This is a genomic window from Streptomyces sp. NPDC051576 (genome assembly GCF_040681835.1).
In the GTDB taxonomy this organism is placed as follows: domain Bacteria; phylum Actinomycetota; class Actinomycetes; order Streptomycetales; family Streptomycetaceae; genus Streptomyces.
In genome coordinates, this window is the sequence record NZ_JBFAZO010000004.1 from 508,414 (window position 1) to 524,042 (window position 15,629).

At 72.4% G+C, this 15,629-nt stretch carries 15 protein-coding genes and 1 pseudogene; 8 read left to right on the forward strand and 8 right to left on the reverse strand.

The window, feature by feature from the left end; translation table 11 throughout:
- Both AB0M63_RS15980 and AB0M63_RS15985 read left to right on the forward strand, forming a co-directional pair.
- A pseudogene (locus AB0M63_RS15980) lies at window positions 1-343 on the forward strand (hypothetical protein); the annotation flags it as partial.
- Window positions 340-4,113 (forward strand): hypothetical protein, encoded by a 3,774-nt coding sequence (locus tag AB0M63_RS15985; protein WP_366019775.1) that lies wholly within the window; start codon window positions 340-342, stop codon window positions 4,111-4,113. The pseudogene AB0M63_RS15980 and the gene AB0M63_RS15985, both read left to right, overlap by 4 nt.
- A 7-nt stretch (window positions 4,114-4,120) precedes the next feature.
- Here the strand turns inward: AB0M63_RS15985 and AB0M63_RS15990 are convergent, their stop codons facing one another.
- Both AB0M63_RS15990 and AB0M63_RS15995 read right to left on the reverse strand, forming a co-directional pair.
- Window positions 4,121-4,810 (reverse strand): copper homeostasis protein CutC, encoded by a 690-nt coding sequence (locus AB0M63_RS15990; protein WP_366019776.1) that lies wholly within the window; start codon window positions 4,808-4,810, stop codon window positions 4,121-4,123.
- A 92-nt stretch (window positions 4,811-4,902) separates the two neighbouring features.
- A complete protein-coding gene (locus AB0M63_RS15995) occupies window positions 4,903-5,595 on the reverse strand; it encodes a maleylpyruvate isomerase family mycothiol-dependent enzyme (protein WP_366019777.1) in 693 nt (230 codons plus the stop codon).
- 44 nt (window positions 5,596-5,639) lie between these two features.
- Here AB0M63_RS15995 and AB0M63_RS16000 point away from each other — a divergent pair, with 44 nt between their 5' ends.
- Both AB0M63_RS16000 and AB0M63_RS16005 read left to right on the forward strand, forming a co-directional pair.
- Window positions 5,640-6,284 (forward strand): hypothetical protein, encoded by a 645-nt coding sequence (locus AB0M63_RS16000; RefSeq protein ID WP_366019778.1) that lies wholly within the window; start codon window positions 5,640-5,642, stop codon window positions 6,282-6,284.
- A gap of 27 nt (window positions 6,285-6,311) precedes the next feature.
- The gene (locus AB0M63_RS16005; protein ID WP_366019779.1) at window positions 6,312-7,385 is read left to right on the forward strand and encodes a GNAT family N-acetyltransferase; all 1,074 of its coding nucleotides are present in this window, start codon (window positions 6,312-6,314) and stop codon (window positions 7,383-7,385) included.
- Window positions 7,386-7,407: 22 nt separating this feature from the next.
- Here the strand turns inward: AB0M63_RS16005 and AB0M63_RS16010 are convergent, their stop codons facing one another.
- On the reverse strand, window positions 7,408-7,674 hold the full coding sequence (locus AB0M63_RS16010) for a DUF4031 domain-containing protein (RefSeq protein WP_366019780.1): 267 nt from the start codon (window positions 7,672-7,674) through the stop codon (window positions 7,408-7,410).
- Entirely contained in the window at window positions 7,671-8,045 is a 375-nt protein-coding gene (locus AB0M63_RS16015; RefSeq protein WP_355905961.1) for a hypothetical protein, read from the reverse strand. Before AB0M63_RS16015 ends, AB0M63_RS16010 begins: the two co-directional genes overlap by 4 nt.
- A gap of 54 nt (window positions 8,046-8,099) precedes the next feature.
- Between AB0M63_RS16015 and AB0M63_RS16020 the strand changes: the two genes are divergently transcribed.
- From AB0M63_RS16020 to AB0M63_RS16035, 4 genes are all read left to right on the forward strand, one after another.
- Window positions 8,100-9,038 carry a MurR/RpiR family transcriptional regulator gene (locus tag AB0M63_RS16020; RefSeq protein ID WP_355905964.1) on the forward strand — a complete coding sequence of 313 codons (939 nt, stop codon included), beginning with the start codon at window positions 8,100-8,102 and terminating at the stop codon, window positions 9,036-9,038.
- Between the two features lie 114 nt (window positions 9,039-9,152).
- The gene (gene murQ / locus AB0M63_RS16025) at window positions 9,153-10,088 is read left to right on the forward strand and encodes an N-acetylmuramic acid 6-phosphate etherase (RefSeq protein ID WP_366019781.1); all 936 of its coding nucleotides are present in this window, start codon (window positions 9,153-9,155) and stop codon (window positions 10,086-10,088) included.
- Between the two features lie 16 nt (window positions 10,089-10,104).
- Window positions 10,105-11,535, forward strand: a complete 1,431-nt coding sequence (locus AB0M63_RS16030) for a PTS transporter subunit EIIC (RefSeq protein ID WP_366019782.1) — start codon at window positions 10,105-10,107, stop codon at window positions 11,533-11,535.
- Between the two features lie 9 nt (window positions 11,536-11,544).
- Complete coding sequence (locus tag AB0M63_RS16035) at window positions 11,545-12,579, forward strand: hypothetical protein (RefSeq protein ID WP_366019783.1); 1,035 nt, start codon at window positions 11,545-11,547, stop codon at window positions 12,577-12,579.
- Window positions 12,580-12,595: 16 nt separating this feature from the next.
- Here AB0M63_RS16035 and AB0M63_RS16040 read toward each other — a convergent pair whose 3' ends face one another.
- The 4 genes from AB0M63_RS16040 to AB0M63_RS16055 form a co-directional block, all read right to left on the reverse strand.
- Window positions 12,596-13,591, reverse strand: a complete 996-nt coding sequence (locus AB0M63_RS16040) for a sigma-70 family RNA polymerase sigma factor (RefSeq protein ID WP_366019784.1) — start codon at window positions 13,589-13,591, stop codon at window positions 12,596-12,598.
- A 13-nt stretch (window positions 13,592-13,604) separates the two neighbouring features.
- Entirely contained in the window at window positions 13,605-14,345 is a 741-nt protein-coding gene (locus tag AB0M63_RS16045; protein WP_366019785.1) for an SDR family oxidoreductase, read from the reverse strand.
- A 97-nt stretch (window positions 14,346-14,442) separates the two neighbouring features.
- Entirely contained in the window at window positions 14,443-15,102 is a 660-nt protein-coding gene (locus tag AB0M63_RS16050) for a class I SAM-dependent methyltransferase (RefSeq protein WP_366019786.1), read from the reverse strand.
- 26 nt (window positions 15,103-15,128) lie between these two features.
- Window positions 15,129-15,521 (reverse strand): hypothetical protein, encoded by a 393-nt coding sequence (locus AB0M63_RS16055; RefSeq protein ID WP_355905987.1) that lies wholly within the window; start codon window positions 15,519-15,521, stop codon window positions 15,129-15,131.
- Window positions 15,522-15,629 lie beyond the last annotated feature (108 nt).

The window sequence follows — 15,629 nt, forward strand, 5'->3', positions numbered from 1 at the left end:
CGCCCACGCACAGGACGTGCACCTCCGAGCCGACGCCTCCGGCCCCAACCGGATCCACCGCGACCAGAAGACCGGCCGAACCACGAGCCCGCTCCACGGACACCGCGCCCACGCACAGGACGTGCACCTCCGAGCCGACGCCTCCGGCCCCAACCGGATCCACCGCGACCAGAAGACCGGCCGAACCACGAGCCCGCTCCACGAACACCACGCCCACGCACAGGACATCCACCCACAAGCCCACACCCAGACCCACCACAATCACGTCCCCCCGCAGCCCGGCACCTCCGCCCCCGCCCGGATCCACCCCTCCGGCCACGACCAGAAACCCGCCGCCTCATGAGCCCCCTCGACGGACACCACACCCACGAGGAGGACGTCCACCTCCGTGCCGACGCCTCCGGTCGCGCCCGCATCTACCAGGCCCGCCGCGACCTGTTCGCCTCGGAGCGCGACCTCCACCTCCACTACGAGGACGGCGTCCGCACCGCCCGCCGCGTGCACACCGCCGACGATTCGCAGGAGTGCCCGTACCCCGGGCTCGCCGCGTTCGGTGCCGAGCAGGCCCGCTGGTTCTTCGGACGGGACGCGCTCGTCGCCAAACTCCTGGTGCGGCTGGACAGTTGTCTCGCGGAGGGCGGGGCCCTGGTCGTCGTAGCACCTTCGGGGGCCGGGAAGTCCTCGCTGCTGCGGGCCGGGCTGCTGCCCGAGATCGCGCGGGGCGCCCTGCCCGGTTCGGCGCGGTGGGCCTGCCGGTGGCTGACCCCGACCGCCCACCCGATGACGGCCCTGGACGCCTGTCTCCAGGAGGTCCAGAAGGGCCAGAAGATCCAGAAGGACACAACCTCCGCTCGACGTCCCGTACTTGTCGTCGACCAACTGGAGGAACTGTTCACGCTCTGCGCCGACGACCAGGAGCGCCGTGAGTTCCTGGACACGGTCCTGGACCTCGCGGAACCGGGCCCGCACGGCGAACCGCCCGCCGGGATCGTGGTCTTCGGGCTGCGCTCGGACTTCTACACCCACTGCGCCGCGTATCCCCGCCTGCTGGACGCGGTGGAGCGCAACCAGGTGCTCGTCGGCCCGCTCTCCCCGGCCGGTGTACGGGAGGCGATCCTGTATCCCGCCCGTTCGGTCGGTCTCGACGTCGAACCGGGCCTGGTCGAACTCCTGTTGAGCGATCTCGGCGCACCCGCGCCGGAGGAAGCGGCAGAGGCTGCCGCCTACGAGATCGGGCGGCTGCCCCTGCTGGCCCACGCCCTGCGGGCCACCTGGCTGCGCCGCGCCGGGCATGTCCTCACCGTGGACGGCTACCGGGCCACCGGCGGCATCGCCCACAGCGTGACCACCGCCGCCGACCGCATCTTCGACGAGCTGGACCCGGCCGCGCGGCAGACGGCCCGGTCGATGTTCCTGCGGCTGGTCAGGTTCGACGACGACAACGGTGACACCCGACGCCCGGCCACCTACGCGGAGTTGCTCGGCGCGGACGCGGATACGGACAGGACCGCCGATGTGATCGAGGTGTTCACCCGGGGGCGCCTGCTGACCCGGGAGCAGGACCGGGTCGCGATCACCCACGAGGCCCTGCTGCGGGCGTGGCCCCGGCTGCGGCAGTGGATCGAGGCGCATCGCGCCGAGTACGTGGTCCGGCAGGAGTTCGAGGAGGCGGCCACGGCATGGCAACAGGCCGGTCGTGACCCGGGGTTGCTCTACCGGGGCGGCAGGCTGGCGACGGCCCGCGCCTGGACCGATCGGCACGGCACGGCCCAACTGGACGCGACCACGGCCGCGTTCCTCACCGCCTCCGCCCAACTCCGCCTCCGTGCACGCCGAATCCGGCGCGGGGTCGTCGTCGTCCTGTCCGTGCTGGCGCTGCTGGCCTCGGGCTCCGCCGTCGTGGCGTTCCAGCAGCGAGGCGCGGCCCGGCACGAGCGGAACACGGCGATCCTCGGTGAGATCAGGGCCGAGGCGGACCAAGTCCGAGTCGGGGACCCGTCGTTGGCGGCGCAGCTCGATCTGGTGGCGCAGCGGATGGTGCCGGGGGCGGGGACGGCCACGCGGTTGATCAGCGCCCAGAACCTGGCGCTGTCGACCGTGCTGCCCGGTCACACCGACCGGGTGGACACCGTGGCGTTCAGCCCGGACGGGCGGCTGCTGGCGAGTGCCGGGGACGATCGCACCATCCGGCTGTGGAGTACGGCACGATCAAGTCAACCAGCCTTGCTGGGCGCCCCGTTGCGCGGTTCGGCCGGTCCGGTCCGGGCGCTGTCCTTCAGCCCGGACGGGCGGATGCTCGCCGCCACCGGCGACGACGGAAGAGTGCGCCTGTGGGCCATGGGCGACCCCCGTCACCCCACCCCTCTCGGCACCCCGTACGACATCGGCGCGGGGGCGCTCAGGGCACTGGCCTTCACCCCGGACGGACACACCCTGGCGGTCGCGGGGCAGGACGGCCGTATCCGGCTCCTCGATCTCACCGCCCCCGGGCGCCCCCGGTCCCTGACCACCCCGCTCAGCGCGGCCGTGGGCACGGTGAACGGGCTCGCCTTCAGCCCCGACGGCGCGCTGCTGGCCTGCGGCGGCACCGCGCCGACCGTACGGCTGTGGCGGGTCTCCGACCCCGGCGCCCCCGTCCCCCTCGGCGCGCTCCCCGGCCGTATCCCCTACCAGTCCGGGGTCTCCGGCTCCGCCCACGCGGTCGCCTTCAGCCCGGACAGCCGTACGCTCGCCGCGGCCGGCAGCGACAACAAGGCCCATCTGTGGAATGTCGCCGACCCCGAACACCCCACCGCGCTCGCCCAGTTGGAGAGCAACAACGAGGTCAACGCGGTGGCCTTCGCACCGGCCGGTGACCTGCTGGCGTACGGCGGCGACGAGAACAACATCAGGCTGCGCAACGTCACACGGCCGGACGACGTCTGGCGCCTGACCGAGGCCCTCAAGGGGCACACCGGGCATGTGCTGGCGGTGGCCTTCGACCCGAGGGGCGGCACGCTGGCCAGCGCGGGCAGCGACGGCACCGTACGACTGTGGACGCTGCCGCGCACGATCCGCACCGGGCACAACGGTTACGTCGACACGGTGGCGGTGTCCCCGGACGGGCGGCTGTTCGCCTCGGGGTCGGAGGACAGCACCGCCCGGCTCTGGGACATCCGCGACCCGGGGCGCCCGCGCCCGCTCGGTACGCCGATCCGGGGCGGCGGCACGGGCTATGTCAACGCGGTCGCCTTCAGCCCCTACGGGCACGGCCGTGTCCTGGCCGTGGCGGGCGGCCGGGACATCCGCCTCTGGGACGTCTCCGCGCCGGCCCGGCCCAGGCCGCTGGGCGCGCCGCTGCGCAATCCGCGCGACGGCTTCCTGCATGTGACGTTCACACCGGACGGCCGCACCCTGATCGGCTCGAACGGCGACGGCACCGTCACCCTGTGGGACGTCACCGCCCCGGCCCGACCGAGGGTCCTGGGGGCACCCCTGAAGCTGCGCTCCGGCTGGGCCATGCGCGTGGCGGTCGGCCCCGACGGCCGCACGCTCGCCTGCGCGACCCGGAACGGCACGATCCGGCTGTGGGACATCACCCGCCCCGACCACCCCACCGCGCTGGGCGCACCGCTGCGCGCGAGCGCGGAGGAGCTGGACTCGATCGTGTTCAGCCCCGACGGCCGCACCTTGGCGAGCGCGGGCCGGGACGGCCGCATCCGTCTGTGGGACCTGCACACCCGCCGCACGCGCCCGACCCCGCTCGGCAGGCCCCTGACCGGCCACACGGACACCGTCTACGCCCTGGCCTTCAGCCCGGACGGCCGACTACTGGCCAGCGGCAGCTTCGACAACACCGCACGTCTGTGGGACCTGACCGACCCGAGCCACGCGCGGGCCCACGGAGCCCCCCTCACCGGCTTCCTCAACTACGTCAACGCGGTCGCCTTCACCCCCGACGGCGGCACGCTCCTCCTGGGCGACGGCGAGCACACGGTCCGCACGCTGCCCCTGACGGTGAAGACGGCCACGGCCTACGTCTGCGAGGCCACCGGCGACACCCTGTCCCCGGCGCTCTGGCACACGTACATCCCGCAACTGCCCTACGACCCCCCGTGCACCGGACACGGCTGACCGCGTCTCACCGGTCGAGGGCCGTCCGCCACTGCTCCACGGCGGACACCGAGACCGGCTCCGTCCAGCCGCCCGGCCGGGCCGCGCCGCCGATGTGGAAGGCGTCCACTCCGGCGGCGCGCAGGGTCGGTACGTGGTCGAGGCGCAGGCCGCCGCCGACCAGGACGCGCTGCTCGTAGCCCGGTTCGCCGCGCAGTGCCGCCTCGCGGAGGAGGGTGGGGAGGCCGTCGTCGACGCCGGTGGCCGAGCCGGCGGTGAGGTAGGTGTCCAGGCCCGGCAGGTCGGCGAGCTGCTTGCGCAGGGCGTCGCGGTCGGCGGCGCGGTCGATCGCGCGGTGGAACGTCCAGGCGCAGCCGTCCAGTTCGGCGACGACCCGCTCCACGGCGTCCAGGTCGACCCCGCCGTCGGCGTCGAGGAACCCGAGCACGAACTGGTCGGCACCGGCGGCCCGCAGCTCCCCCGCGACCCGCACCAGCCGGTCCACGTCACCCGCCGCGAACCCGTCCGCGAGCCGCACCATCACGCGCAGGTCGATGTCCACGGCGGCCCGGATCGCGGCGAACCCCTCGACCGACGGCGTGAGTCCGTCCGCCGCGATGTCGGTGACCACTTCAAGGCGGTCCGCCCCTCCGGCCTGGGCGGCGACCGCGTCCTCGGCACCGAGGGCGATCACCTCCAGGACTGCACGCGTACTCATAGGACCCCTTCCGTGGTGTTCCCTGGAGCGGCTACAGGTCTAGTCCAATCTCAGGGTACGCGGGAGGGGTACGGGCCGCGAGATCGGCCCCGTCACGCCACCAGACCGCCGAAGATGTTCAGCTCCCCCACCTCCGCCCCCGCCAGCTCGTACCCGGCCCCCTCCCGCACCGGCCGCCCCGAGTAGAGCCGTACGAGGGTGGCCGCGTCGCCGATGTAGCGCGCGGGTGTCCGCTCCCCCGACACATCGCCCAGCCGCAGCGGGTCGTCCACGTCGTCGAGGTCGGCGTGGAGGGGCAGGTGGCCCTTCTCGCGGGTGATGCGGGCGAGCAGGGCCAGGGCGTCCGGCAGTCCTTCGCCGCCGTACGCACCGGGCTCGCCGAGCACGTCCCGTACGTCCCCTGCGTGCACCCACTCACCCAGCGCGACCGCGTCCAGCACCCCGCCCGCGCGGGCGATCGCCGGGCCCGCCTCGGTCATCCCGCGCTCCAGCTCGTCGACGACCCGCGCGTTCGTCCAGTCGGCCCGCTCGGCGATGTCCCGGTCGTTGGACTCCGGCGAGAACACCCCCTTCTCGAACCGTCGCTCCACCACCCGCGTCAGCACGGCCGAACAGTGCGCGACCACATCCCGCACGGTCCAGCCCGGGCACCCGGCGGTGGCCAGCGCGAAGTCGTCGTCGGGGCGGGAGCGCAGGAGCGGGATGAACGCGTCGCGTTCGAGGGTGAGGAGGCGGCCGGGCAGCTCGGGGTCGCGTACGTCGTGTGCGGTGTCGGCGTAAGTCATGGGTTCCACGCTAGGTGCGGGGACGCGGGAGGAAAATAAGGGGCATGGCCGATCTTGACGCTCTTCGCGCCCGCTGGACCCGCGCCCTCGAAGGGGCCCGCTCGCCCGGCGGCGGACCCGACCCGGTGCCGTACGCCGAGAATCTCCTGGTCCGCTGGCAGGAACCGCAGCGGCACTACCACACGCTCACCCACCTCACCGCGATCCTCGACCACGTCGACGTGCTGGAGAAGCACGCGGCCGACCCGGACGTCGTACGGCTCGCGGCCTGGTTCCACGACGCGGTCTACCACCCCGACCGCTCGGAGAACGAGGAACGGTCGGCGCGGCTGGCCGAGCGGGCGCTCGCCGAGGCCGGAGTGCCGGAGGACAAGACCGCCGAGGTCGCGCGTCTCGTCCGGCTCACCGTCACCCACGCCCCCGCCGACGACGACCGCGACGGCCAGGTCCTGTGCGACGCCGACCTCGCGATCCTGGCCGCACCGCCGTCGGCGTACGCCGCGTACACGGCCGCCGTACGCGAGGAGTACGCGTTCGTCCCCAACGAAGCCTTCCGGGAGGGCCGTTCGGCGATCCTGCGTCAACTCCTCGATCTGCCGCGGCTGTTCAGGACGCCGTACGGGGCGGCGGAGTGGGAGGCGACGGCCCGGTACAACCTGCGCGGCGAGCTGGAAATGCTGTCGCCCTGAGCCGTACCGACCGCTTAGCCTGCCCGCATGCGAGACATCGGCGCGGAACAGGTGGAAGCGGCCGTCGCGGAGGCCGTGGCACTGCTGCGGACGGCGACCGGCCTGGACTGGGAGAAGGCCACGGCGGGCCGGCTGGAGTGGAGTTGCCGCCGCACCGCCGAGCACATCGCCGGTGATCTCATCGCGTACGCGGGCCAGTTGGCCGGCCGCCCGCAGCACGCCTACGTCCCCTTCGACATCACCTTCGACGAGGGCACCGACAACTCCGGTGTCCTGGACGTGATCGAGACGACCGGCGCCCTGCTCGTCGCCGCGATCCGCACCACACCCCGCGAGGTGCGCGCCTTCCACCCGTACCCGTTCCGCGGCGCGAACCGCGAGGGCTTCGCCGCGATGGGCACCGCCGAGGTGCTCCTCCACACGCACGACATCGCCGAGGGCCTGGGGCTCGCGTACGAACCGGCCCCGGAACTCAGCGAGTTCGTCCTCACCCGGATCTTCCCGCACGTCCGGCCCGGCCCCGACCACTGGCGCACCCTGCTGTGGGCGACCGGCCGCGGCGACCTCCCCGGCCGTGCCCCCGTCACCGACTGGCGCTGGCACAACAACCTGGTGCACCGCACCGACCGGCTCACCCTCGAAGGCATCACCCCCGCCTCCGCCACCGACCTCGCCGCCGGTGGCGACGGCGGCTTCGACTGGGTGGTGGGCGGCCCCTACCAGGGCACCCGGGACGCGGCCACCATGACCCTCAAGGCGTACCAAGCGGGCGTGCACCGACCGGAGTTCGGCGTCTTCGCCCTGATCCGGCAGGACGGCCTCGCGGTCGGCGGCATGGGTTTCCACGGCACCCCGGACGACGAGGGCCGGGTGGAGGTCGGCTACGACCTCGTCGAGGGCGCCCGCGGCCGGGGCTACGCGACGGAGGCGCTGCGAGCCCTCTCGGAGTGGGCACTGGCCAGGGACGACGTCCACACCGTCCTCGCCACGATCGACCGCGACAACCTCGCCTCGCAGGCGGTCGTCACCCGGGTGGGCTTCCGGAAGGTGAGCGAGGGCCACAGCGACGACGAGGAGTTCGCCTACGAACTCGGCCGCTGACCGAACCGGGTGACCAACTGGGCTACTGAGCCCGCCCCTTGGGCCGCCGCAGCCCTGCCACCGTCAGCAACCGCACCACCTCCCGGCTCCTGACCTCCACCGCCCCCGCGGCCACCGCGTCCGCGTAGCGATGCGACGGGATGTCGTAGTGATCGCGCTCGAAGGCCCGCCGAGGCACGCCCAACTCCTCGGCGAACAAGTGGAGTTCGTCGTACGACACGTCGCTGACGAGGTGGGACCAGAGGCGGCCGTGCCCCGGCCAGGTCGGCGGGTCGATGTAGACGGTCACAGGGAACCCAGGCTTCCCACCGCGGCGACCTTCACGCCCGCCTGGTGGCACACCCAGTGCGGGTCGGGTCCGAGTTCCGGTTCGACCTCCAGGGCGTGCGGGTCGCCGGAGGAGCAGACGGGGCACAGGGGCCAGCGGCCGTACCGCTCCAGGAGCGCGTCCTGTACGTCCTGGGCGACCAGGCCGGCGACGTACTCGACACCTTCCGGCCACTGCTCCACCCACCACCGGCGCTCCACGACGGACTCCTCCACCATGGACACCACGTCCGCCGCCACGACCTCGCCCGAGGCCAGGTCTGCGAGCACGAGGGCGCGAGCGGCGTGCAGCGCCTGCTCCAGGGGACTGACCGGATCGTTACTGGGTGCCATGCACCCATTGTGCGCACTCTTGACCCGACCACCGGACGAAAATATCTTTCAAGGGTGACCCAGGACGTGAAGGAAATTTTCGGAAGCCCCTCCAGGGGTTCCGGGGCCTCCAGGGGTTCCGGGAGTACGCCACCCGCCGCGCTCGCCGCCAAGGTGCGCACCCTCGCCCCCTCCATGACGCGCTCCATGCAGCGCGTCGCCGAGACCGTCGCCGCCGACCCGGCCGGCTGCGCGGCCCTCACGGTCACCGGCCTCGCCGAGCTCACCGGCACCAGCGAGGCCACCGTCGTCCGCACCGCCCGCATCCTCGGCTACCCCGGCTACCGCGACCTGCGCCTGGCCCTCGCCGGGCTCGCCGCGCAGCAGCAGTCCGGGCGGGCGCCCGCGCTCACCACCGACATCGCGGTCGACGACCCGATCGCCGACGTCGTCGCGAAACTCGCCTACGACGAGCAGCAGACCCTCGCCGACACGGCCGCCGGACTCGACACCGTGCAGCTCGGCGCGGCCGTCACCGCGCTCGCCGCGGCCCGCCGGACCGACGTGTACGGGGTGGGCGCCTCCGGGCTCGTCGCCCAGGACCTCGTCCAGAAGCTGCTCCGGATAGGACTCATGGCCCACGCCCACAGCGACCCGCACCTCGCCGTCACCAACGCCGTGCAGCTCAGGGCCGGGGACGTGGCCATCGCGATCACCCACTCCGGGTCCACCGGCGATGTCATCGAGCCGCTGCGCGTCGCCTTCGAACACGGGGCTACGACCGTCGCCATCACCGGACGTCCGGACGGACCGGTGACGCAGTACGCCGATCACATCCTCACCACGTCCACGGCCCGGGAGAGCGAGCTGCGGCCGGCGGCGATGTCGTCCCGGACGAGTCAACTGCTGGTCGTGGACTGCCTGTTCATAGGCGTGGCGCAGCGGACGTACGAGCAGGCGGCGCCCGCGCTGTCGGCGTCGTACGAGGCGCTGGCGCACCGGCACCGCCGCTAGGCCCTGTCGCTAGGCCCTGTCGCCAGTCCCTTTCACCAGTCCCTGTCGCCAGATCCCGTCATCGGCCAAGACGCGCACGACCTCACACCGCACACGTGAAAGAGCCGCCGAACCATGACCTCCACGTCCAACCCCCGTGATCTCCGCACCGAGTTGGAGACACTCACCACCGAGGCCTTCCGCCCCGAACTCGCCGAGATCGACCAGCTGCCCACCCTCTCCATCGCCCGCCTCATGAACGCCGAGGACGCCACCGTCGCCGCCGCCGTCGCCCGGCGCCTCCCCGAGATCTCCGCCGCGATCGACGCCGTGGCCGAGCGGATGGGACGGGGCGGCCGGCTGATCTACGCGGGCGCCGGTACGGCCGGACGGCTCGGGGTGCTGGACGCCTCCGAGTGCCCGCCGACCTTCAACACCGACCCCTCGCAGGTGGTCGGCCTGATCGCGGGCGGCCCCGCCGCCATGGTGACGTCGGTCGAGGGCGCCGAGGACTCCCAGGAACTGGCGAAGACGGACCTCGACACGCTCGCGCCGACCCCCGACGACTCGGTGGTCGGCGTCTCCGCCTCCGGACGCACCCCGTACGCGATCGCCGCCGTGGAGCACGCGCGCGCACTGGGCGCCCTCACCATCGGCCTGTCCTGCAACGAGCACAGCGCGCTCGCGGCAGCCGCAGAACACGGCATCGAGGTGGTCGTGGGCCCCGAACTCCTCACCGGATCAACGAGGTTGAAGGCGGGCACGGCCCAGAAGCTCGTCCTCAACATGCTCTCCACGATCACGATGATCCGGCTGGGCAAGACATACGGGAACCTGATGGTCGACGTACGCGCCTCGAACGAGAAGCTGCGCGCCCGCTCCCGCCGTATCGTCGCGCTCGCCACCGGCGCGGACGACGCGGAGATCGAGCGGGCGCTCGCGGCGACCGACGGCGAGGTGAAGAACGCGATCCTGGTGGTCCTCGCCGGGGTCGACGGCCCGACGGCCGCCCGCCTTCTGGAGGAGTCCGGCGGCCGGCTGCGCGCGGCACTGACGGCGGCGACCGACTGACCAGCACGATCGTTGGGTGAACACTCCGTACGAAACCGCCGCCGCGCTCCTCCCCCTGGTCGGCGGCCCCGCGAACGTCACCTCCGTCGCCCACTGCATGACCCGCCTCCGCCTCGGCCTCATCGACCGTTCCCTGGTCGACGAGACGGCGTTGCGGGCGGTACCGGGCGTGCTCGGGGTGGTGGCCGACGACACGTCCTATCAGGTGGTGCTGGGGCCGGGGGCGGTGGTCCGAGTAACCCAGGAATTCGAGAAGTTGACGAGCGGCGCGGCCGAACTGGCCGCGCGGGGAGCCGAGTTGCGGAACGAGCAACGCGCCCGCAATTCAACTCCCGCCAAACTCCTCCTGCGCCGGGTGGCGAACATCTTCGTCCCCCTCATCCCCGCCCTGATCGGCTGCGGAGTCCTGGCAGGCCTCAACGGCCTGCTGACCAACATGAGTTGGCTGCCGGGAGTGACCCCCGCCCTCTCCGCGATCGCCTCCGCATTCCTCGCCCTCATCGCGGTCTTCGTCGGCTTCAACACGGCGAAGGAGTTCGGCGGGACGCCGGTGCTGGGCGGGGCGGTGACGGCGGTCGTGGTCTACCCCGGGGTGGCGAAGGTGACGGCATTCGGGGTCGCTCTCTCCCCCGGCCAGGGCGGAGTACTGGGCGCGCTCGCGGCGGCGTTGCTGGGCACCTACGTCGAGAGATGGTGCCGCACCTGGGTCCCGGCAACCCTCGACGTCCTCCTCACCCCCACCCTCACGGTCCTCATCTCCGGCCTCGCGACGCTCTACGGCCTCATGTACGCGGCCGGCGAGATCTCCACGGCGATCGGCACGGCGGCGAACTGGCTCCTGTCGACGACGGGCCCGTTCGCGGGCCTGATCCTCGGCGGCCTGTTCCTCCCCCTGGTGATGCTGGGCCTCCACCAGGCCCTGATCCCCATCCACGCCACCCTCATCGAGCAACAGGGTTACACCGTCCTCCTCCCCCTCCTCGCGATGGCGGGCGCGGGCCAGGTCGGCGCGGCGGCAGCGGTCTACGTCCGCCTGCGCCACGACACGTCGATCCGTACGACGATCAAGTCGGCCCTCCCGGCAGGGTTGTTGGGCGTGGGCGAACCCCTCATCTACGGCGTCTCGCTCCCCCTCGGCCGCCCCTTCCTCACCGCCTGCGCGGGCGGGGCGGCGGGCGGGGCCTTCGTCGGCTTCTTCGCGATGCTGGGCGACAAGGTGGGGGCGACGGCGATCGGGCCGTCCGGGTGGGCGCTGTTTCCGTTGCTGGCGGGGAACAGGGGGTTGGCGCTGACGGCGGCGGTCTATGGAGGAGGCTTGCTGACGGGCTACTTGGTGGGCTTCCTGGCGACATACGCCTTCGGCCTCACCGGAGTCGCGGGCTTGGCTACTTCGCCTCACCGGAGTCGCGGTGAGGGCGCTCGGCCCGTGGAGCGGCCCGGTGTTTAGGGTCCTTCCATGACAAGGACCACGCCTCCACGCCCGCTCGACATAGAGGCGCTTTTCCCGGATCTGGCCGCGTACCGCGGCACAACGACCCGGCTGCACCCGCGGCCGGGAAACCCGACGGCATCGGCGAGTTCCGTGGGCGGGCCGTTGCTGTGGCCGGCCGACGAGCCGTGGCCCGTGTGCACCGAACCGCACGCCCGTGCACGAGGTAGGCGCCCTGCGGACATCCACCAGGAGCGGCGGGTCCTGGCCGCAGCATGGGCCCGCGACCGTCCCACGGACGAGGAGCGGCAGCTCTTGGACGACCTGGGTCGTGAGCACCGTGTTCCTGGCGTTTCCGAGACTGATCCGCTCCCGATGATCGGTCTGGCGCAGTTGTATCGGCGGGACGTCCCCGACCTGCTCGCGGGGCCGGACGACTGCGACCTCCTCCAGTTGTTGTGGTGCCCCTTCGAGCGGCACGGCGAGAGCGGGTACGGCCTGGCGCTTGAACTGCGCTGGCGCAGGTCGTGGGAGGTGGCCGAGGTGCTGGCCTCGCCGCCGCAGCCGCAGGTCGTGGGTTCCCCCGGTTTCGTGGCGGAGCCGTGCGTGCTGCACCCGGAACAGGCGGTCACCTATCCGTTCGCGGGGCTTTTGCCCGAGGCTCTGTGCGCGCGGATCGACTCGTGGGAAGACGCCCTCGCGGAGGAGTCCGAACAGGCCGGTGGGCACGTGGCGGACGGAGAAACAGCCGAGCCGCCCGCCTACCAGTACGACCTGTCCATCCCACCCGGGTGGCGCGCCGGCGGGTTCGCATCCTGGCACGCGACCGACCCGTACCCCATGGACTGCCTGACCTGCACGTCACCGATGCAACTGCTGCTGACCATCGACAGCTCGGAATGGGACGGCGGCAGCGGCAGCTGGAGGCCGCTGGAGGAGCAGGGCGCACCCGCATACCTGGCTGCCAGACCGACCGAGGTCACCGTGGGCCGCTGGGGCGAGCTCAACGTCTTCGCCTGTCCGCTTGATCCTCGGCACCCGCATCGTTGGAGCATCCAGTAGACGGAAGTCGGCCGGTTCAGTTCGCGAGCGCGGACGTGAGGCCGAACGTCGGCACCAGGTTCGGGTCGTTGAATGCCGTGATGCGGGCAATGCGGTCGCCGATCAGGGTCAGGACCTGGACGCCGTACGCCTCGTAGTGGCCCTTGCCGGTGTGCTGGTAGACGACGAAGGCCGGCTGGCCGTTGGCGCGGGTGGGCACCATCCGCCACAGGTCCCTGCGGAGTACTCGACCGGCCAGGAATCCGGCGACGGCCGGCCGACCGGTGAACCAGGTCGGGATCGGTGGCATCTCCATCTCGACGTCGGCCCGCAGCAGGCCGACCAGCGCGTCGACGTCGGCCCGGGTGAACGCGTCGACGTAGTCGTCGAGGAGGGTGCGCAGGGTCTCCTCGTGCGGCTCGGCCTGGTCGTCCTCGACCGGTCCGACCTCCGCCAGGCGGGCCCGGGCCCGACGCAGCACGCTGTCGACGGCCGCGGTCGTCGTGTCCAGCATCTCGGCCACCTCGGCGGTCCGGAACGCCAGCACGTCGCGCAAGGTCAGCACGGCCCGCTGCCGGGCGGACAGGAACTGGAGTGCGGCGATGAAGGCGAGCCGCACTCCCGTCCTCCTGACCGCGATCGCCGCCGGGTCGTCGGCGCCGACCAGCGCGTCGGGTACCGGCTGGAGCCACGCCACCGACGGCTCGCGGGGAGCCATCGCCACTCGGTGATCGTCCGAAGGCGCACCCAGTCCCGACGGAAGCGGCCGCCGGGAGCGGGTATCCAGCGCCGTCAGGCAGGCCCTGGTGGCGATCTTGTAGAGCCACCGCCGCAGCGAGGAGCGTCCCTCGAACCGGTCGAACCCGCGCCATGCCCGCAGATAGGTCTCCTGCACCAGGTCCTCGGCGTCATGGATCGAGCCGAGCATCCGGTAGCAGTGGGCGATCAGCTCCGGCCGGAACTGCTCGGCCAGGGCGGCGAACTCGACGTCCTGCGGCATCGCGGATTCTCCCAGGGAGGCGGTGCGGTCCACGGTAGGCGGCGGCTCAGTCGACCGGACGCGGTCCCGCGCCGTCGACCTGGTACTCCGGACTTGCGCCGGGGTCCTGGGCGATTTCCATGACGGCCTTGGCGACCTGGTCCGGGGTGAGGACCGGCTCCAGGCCCTTGACGAAGGTGTCCCGGTCGACGCCCTGACGGGCGGCGTAGCCCGCGACCCCGACCGAGCCCACGCCACCGAACGGGGTCAGCGTCGGAAGCAGCGCGTGGAACCGGATGCCGAGACCGGCCCGCTCCGACTCGTCGGCCGCGTACCCGCGCAGGTAGCGGATTGCGGCCTTGGCGCTGGCGTAGCCGCCGCTGAGCGGTGAGCCGCCCAGGACGGCTCCGCTGGACATCGCGAGGACCACGCTGCCCGGCGCCAGGGGCTCCCGCAGCGCTGCCCGCAGCCACGTGAAGACATGCCGGGTGTCGACCTCCCAGTTGCGGCTGAAGGTTTCCCAGGTCTGCTCGTGCACGGGCGCCATGTGCGGAACGACCCCGGCGTTGAGAACGAGCAGGCCGGGACGGTGTGTTCGGATCACGTCCTGCGCGAGCGCCTCGTCGGTGGCATCGGCGGCGACGGACGTGAAGCGGGCGCCGAGTTCATCGCCTACGGCGCGCAGCTCCCGCTCATCGCGGGCGATGCCGACGACGCTGGTGCCCGCGGCCACGAGCGCGGCTGCGACAGCGCGCCCGAAGCCACGGCCGGCACCGGTGACAACGGCGGTCTGAAAGGGTTCGGACATCGGACACTCCCCAGGGGTGGTCGGGTTCGGTCCGCATCAAGACCAGCCGAAGGACGAAAACCCGTCGCCGCGACCGAATCGAGAAGAGTGATACAGGTCACACCTGCCGCCACACCAGCGTGTACCGCCAGAACAGCCGCCGCCGCAGCCGGGCCCCCGGCAGCAGGCGCACGGCCTCGCGGCGGATCTCGGCGAAGGTCATCTCCGGGGGCCGGGTGACGGCGGTCATGGACACGGGACGCGATCCTCTACGGCCCTTGTTCTTCAGCCAGCCGGTGGCGAGGTTCAGGGGGATGGAGAGGACGCCGAGCAGATGGGCGACGGCGCCCTCGTCGCGGGCACAGCCGACGACCACCAGGGTTCCGCCGGGGGCGAGTTGGTCGCGGAAGCGGGTGAGCGCGTCGACGAAGGGCAGGTGGTGGAGGACGGCGACGCAGGTGATGACGTCGTAGGGGCCGGCGGGGAGTCCGGCCGGGGCATCGGCGACGGCGAAGGCGGCCGGGACACCGGGTGGGGTCAACTCCCTTGCCCGGTCGATGATTTCGGGATCCGAGTCGACCCCCTCCACCACCCCCGTGGCGCGTACGGCGAGCAGCCGCACCAGATCCCCGCTCCCACAACCCACGTCCAGGGCGGGCCCGAACCTGCGGGGCAACTGCCGTAGCAGCCAAGGGTGGTAGTGCGCGTTATGGCTCCAGGGATGGGCGGAGTTGAAGTTCTGGAGGGCGCGGAGGAGTCGGGGGGTGAGTACGGGCATGCGGCCAGTCGATCACGCCGGGCCTGTCACGGGAGGCGGGCCTCGCGATTCCTCTCCCGCACCCGCGCCCGCAGCACCTCCTCCTGCGCGGCCGGCCCGGTCGACTCCGGTGGGCAGTCCCACTCCCGGCCGCCGGCGACGGGCCGCAACTGCACCAGCCCGCCCACATGCCCCATCACCTCCCCGACCCGCCCGTCCCGTACGTCCACGACATGCGCCCCGACCGGCGGCCGTTCCCCGCGCAGCACGGACGCGAGCTTCTCGGCGGTACGGACGTTGCAGCGCCCCAGGACGACGAGGGCGAATCGTTCCTCGCTCGCACCGGTCACCGGGTCCACACACAGGGACGGCAGGACGACGCCCACACCCGTGAGCGCCTCCCGGAGCGAAGCGACGACCTCTTCCGTCGACCGCAGCATTCCTTCACCTCCACGCAGAGTTCGTGATTCGCGACACAGCGTGGCGGCTGCGCCTCTAACCTGGCCAGACGGAGCGACCCAACAATTTCGGATGTCGGACAGGGAGTT

What these genes read in the sequence shown, in the direction of transcription:
- AB0M63_RS15985 (WP_366019775.1), top strand. Translation starts at nt 340, where the DNA reads ATGAGCCCCCTCGACGGACACCACACCCACGAGGAGGACGTCCACCTC.
- AB0M63_RS15990 (WP_366019776.1), bottom strand. Translation starts at nt 4,810, where the DNA reads ATGAGTACGCGTGCAGTCCTGGAGGTGATCGCCCTCGGTGCCGAGGAC.
- AB0M63_RS15995 (WP_366019777.1), bottom strand. Translation starts at nt 5,595, where the DNA reads ATGACTTACGCCGACACCGCACACGACGTACGCGACCCCGAGCTGCCC.
- AB0M63_RS16000 (WP_366019778.1), top strand. Translation starts at nt 5,640, where the DNA reads ATGGCCGATCTTGACGCTCTTCGCGCCCGCTGGACCCGCGCCCTCGAA.
- AB0M63_RS16005 (WP_366019779.1), top strand. Translation starts at nt 6,312, where the DNA reads ATGCGAGACATCGGCGCGGAACAGGTGGAAGCGGCCGTCGCGGAGGCC.
- AB0M63_RS16015 (WP_355905961.1), bottom strand. Translation starts at nt 8,045, where the DNA reads ATGGCACCCAGTAACGATCCGGTCAGTCCCCTGGAGCAGGCGCTGCAC.
- murQ (WP_366019781.1), top strand. Translation starts at nt 9,153, where the DNA reads ATGACCTCCACGTCCAACCCCCGTGATCTCCGCACCGAGTTGGAGACA.
- AB0M63_RS16035 (WP_366019783.1), top strand. Translation starts at nt 11,545, where the DNA reads ATGACAAGGACCACGCCTCCACGCCCGCTCGACATAGAGGCGCTTTTC.
- AB0M63_RS16045 (WP_366019785.1), bottom strand. Translation starts at nt 14,345, where the DNA reads ATGTCCGAACCCTTTCAGACCGCCGTTGTCACCGGTGCCGGCCGTGGC.
- AB0M63_RS16050 (WP_366019786.1), bottom strand. Translation starts at nt 15,102, where the DNA reads ATGCCCGTACTCACCCCCCGACTCCTCCGCGCCCTCCAGAACTTCAAC.
- AB0M63_RS16055 (WP_355905987.1), bottom strand. Translation starts at nt 15,521, where the DNA reads ATGCTGCGGTCGACGGAAGAGGTCGTCGCTTCGCTCCGGGAGGCGCTC.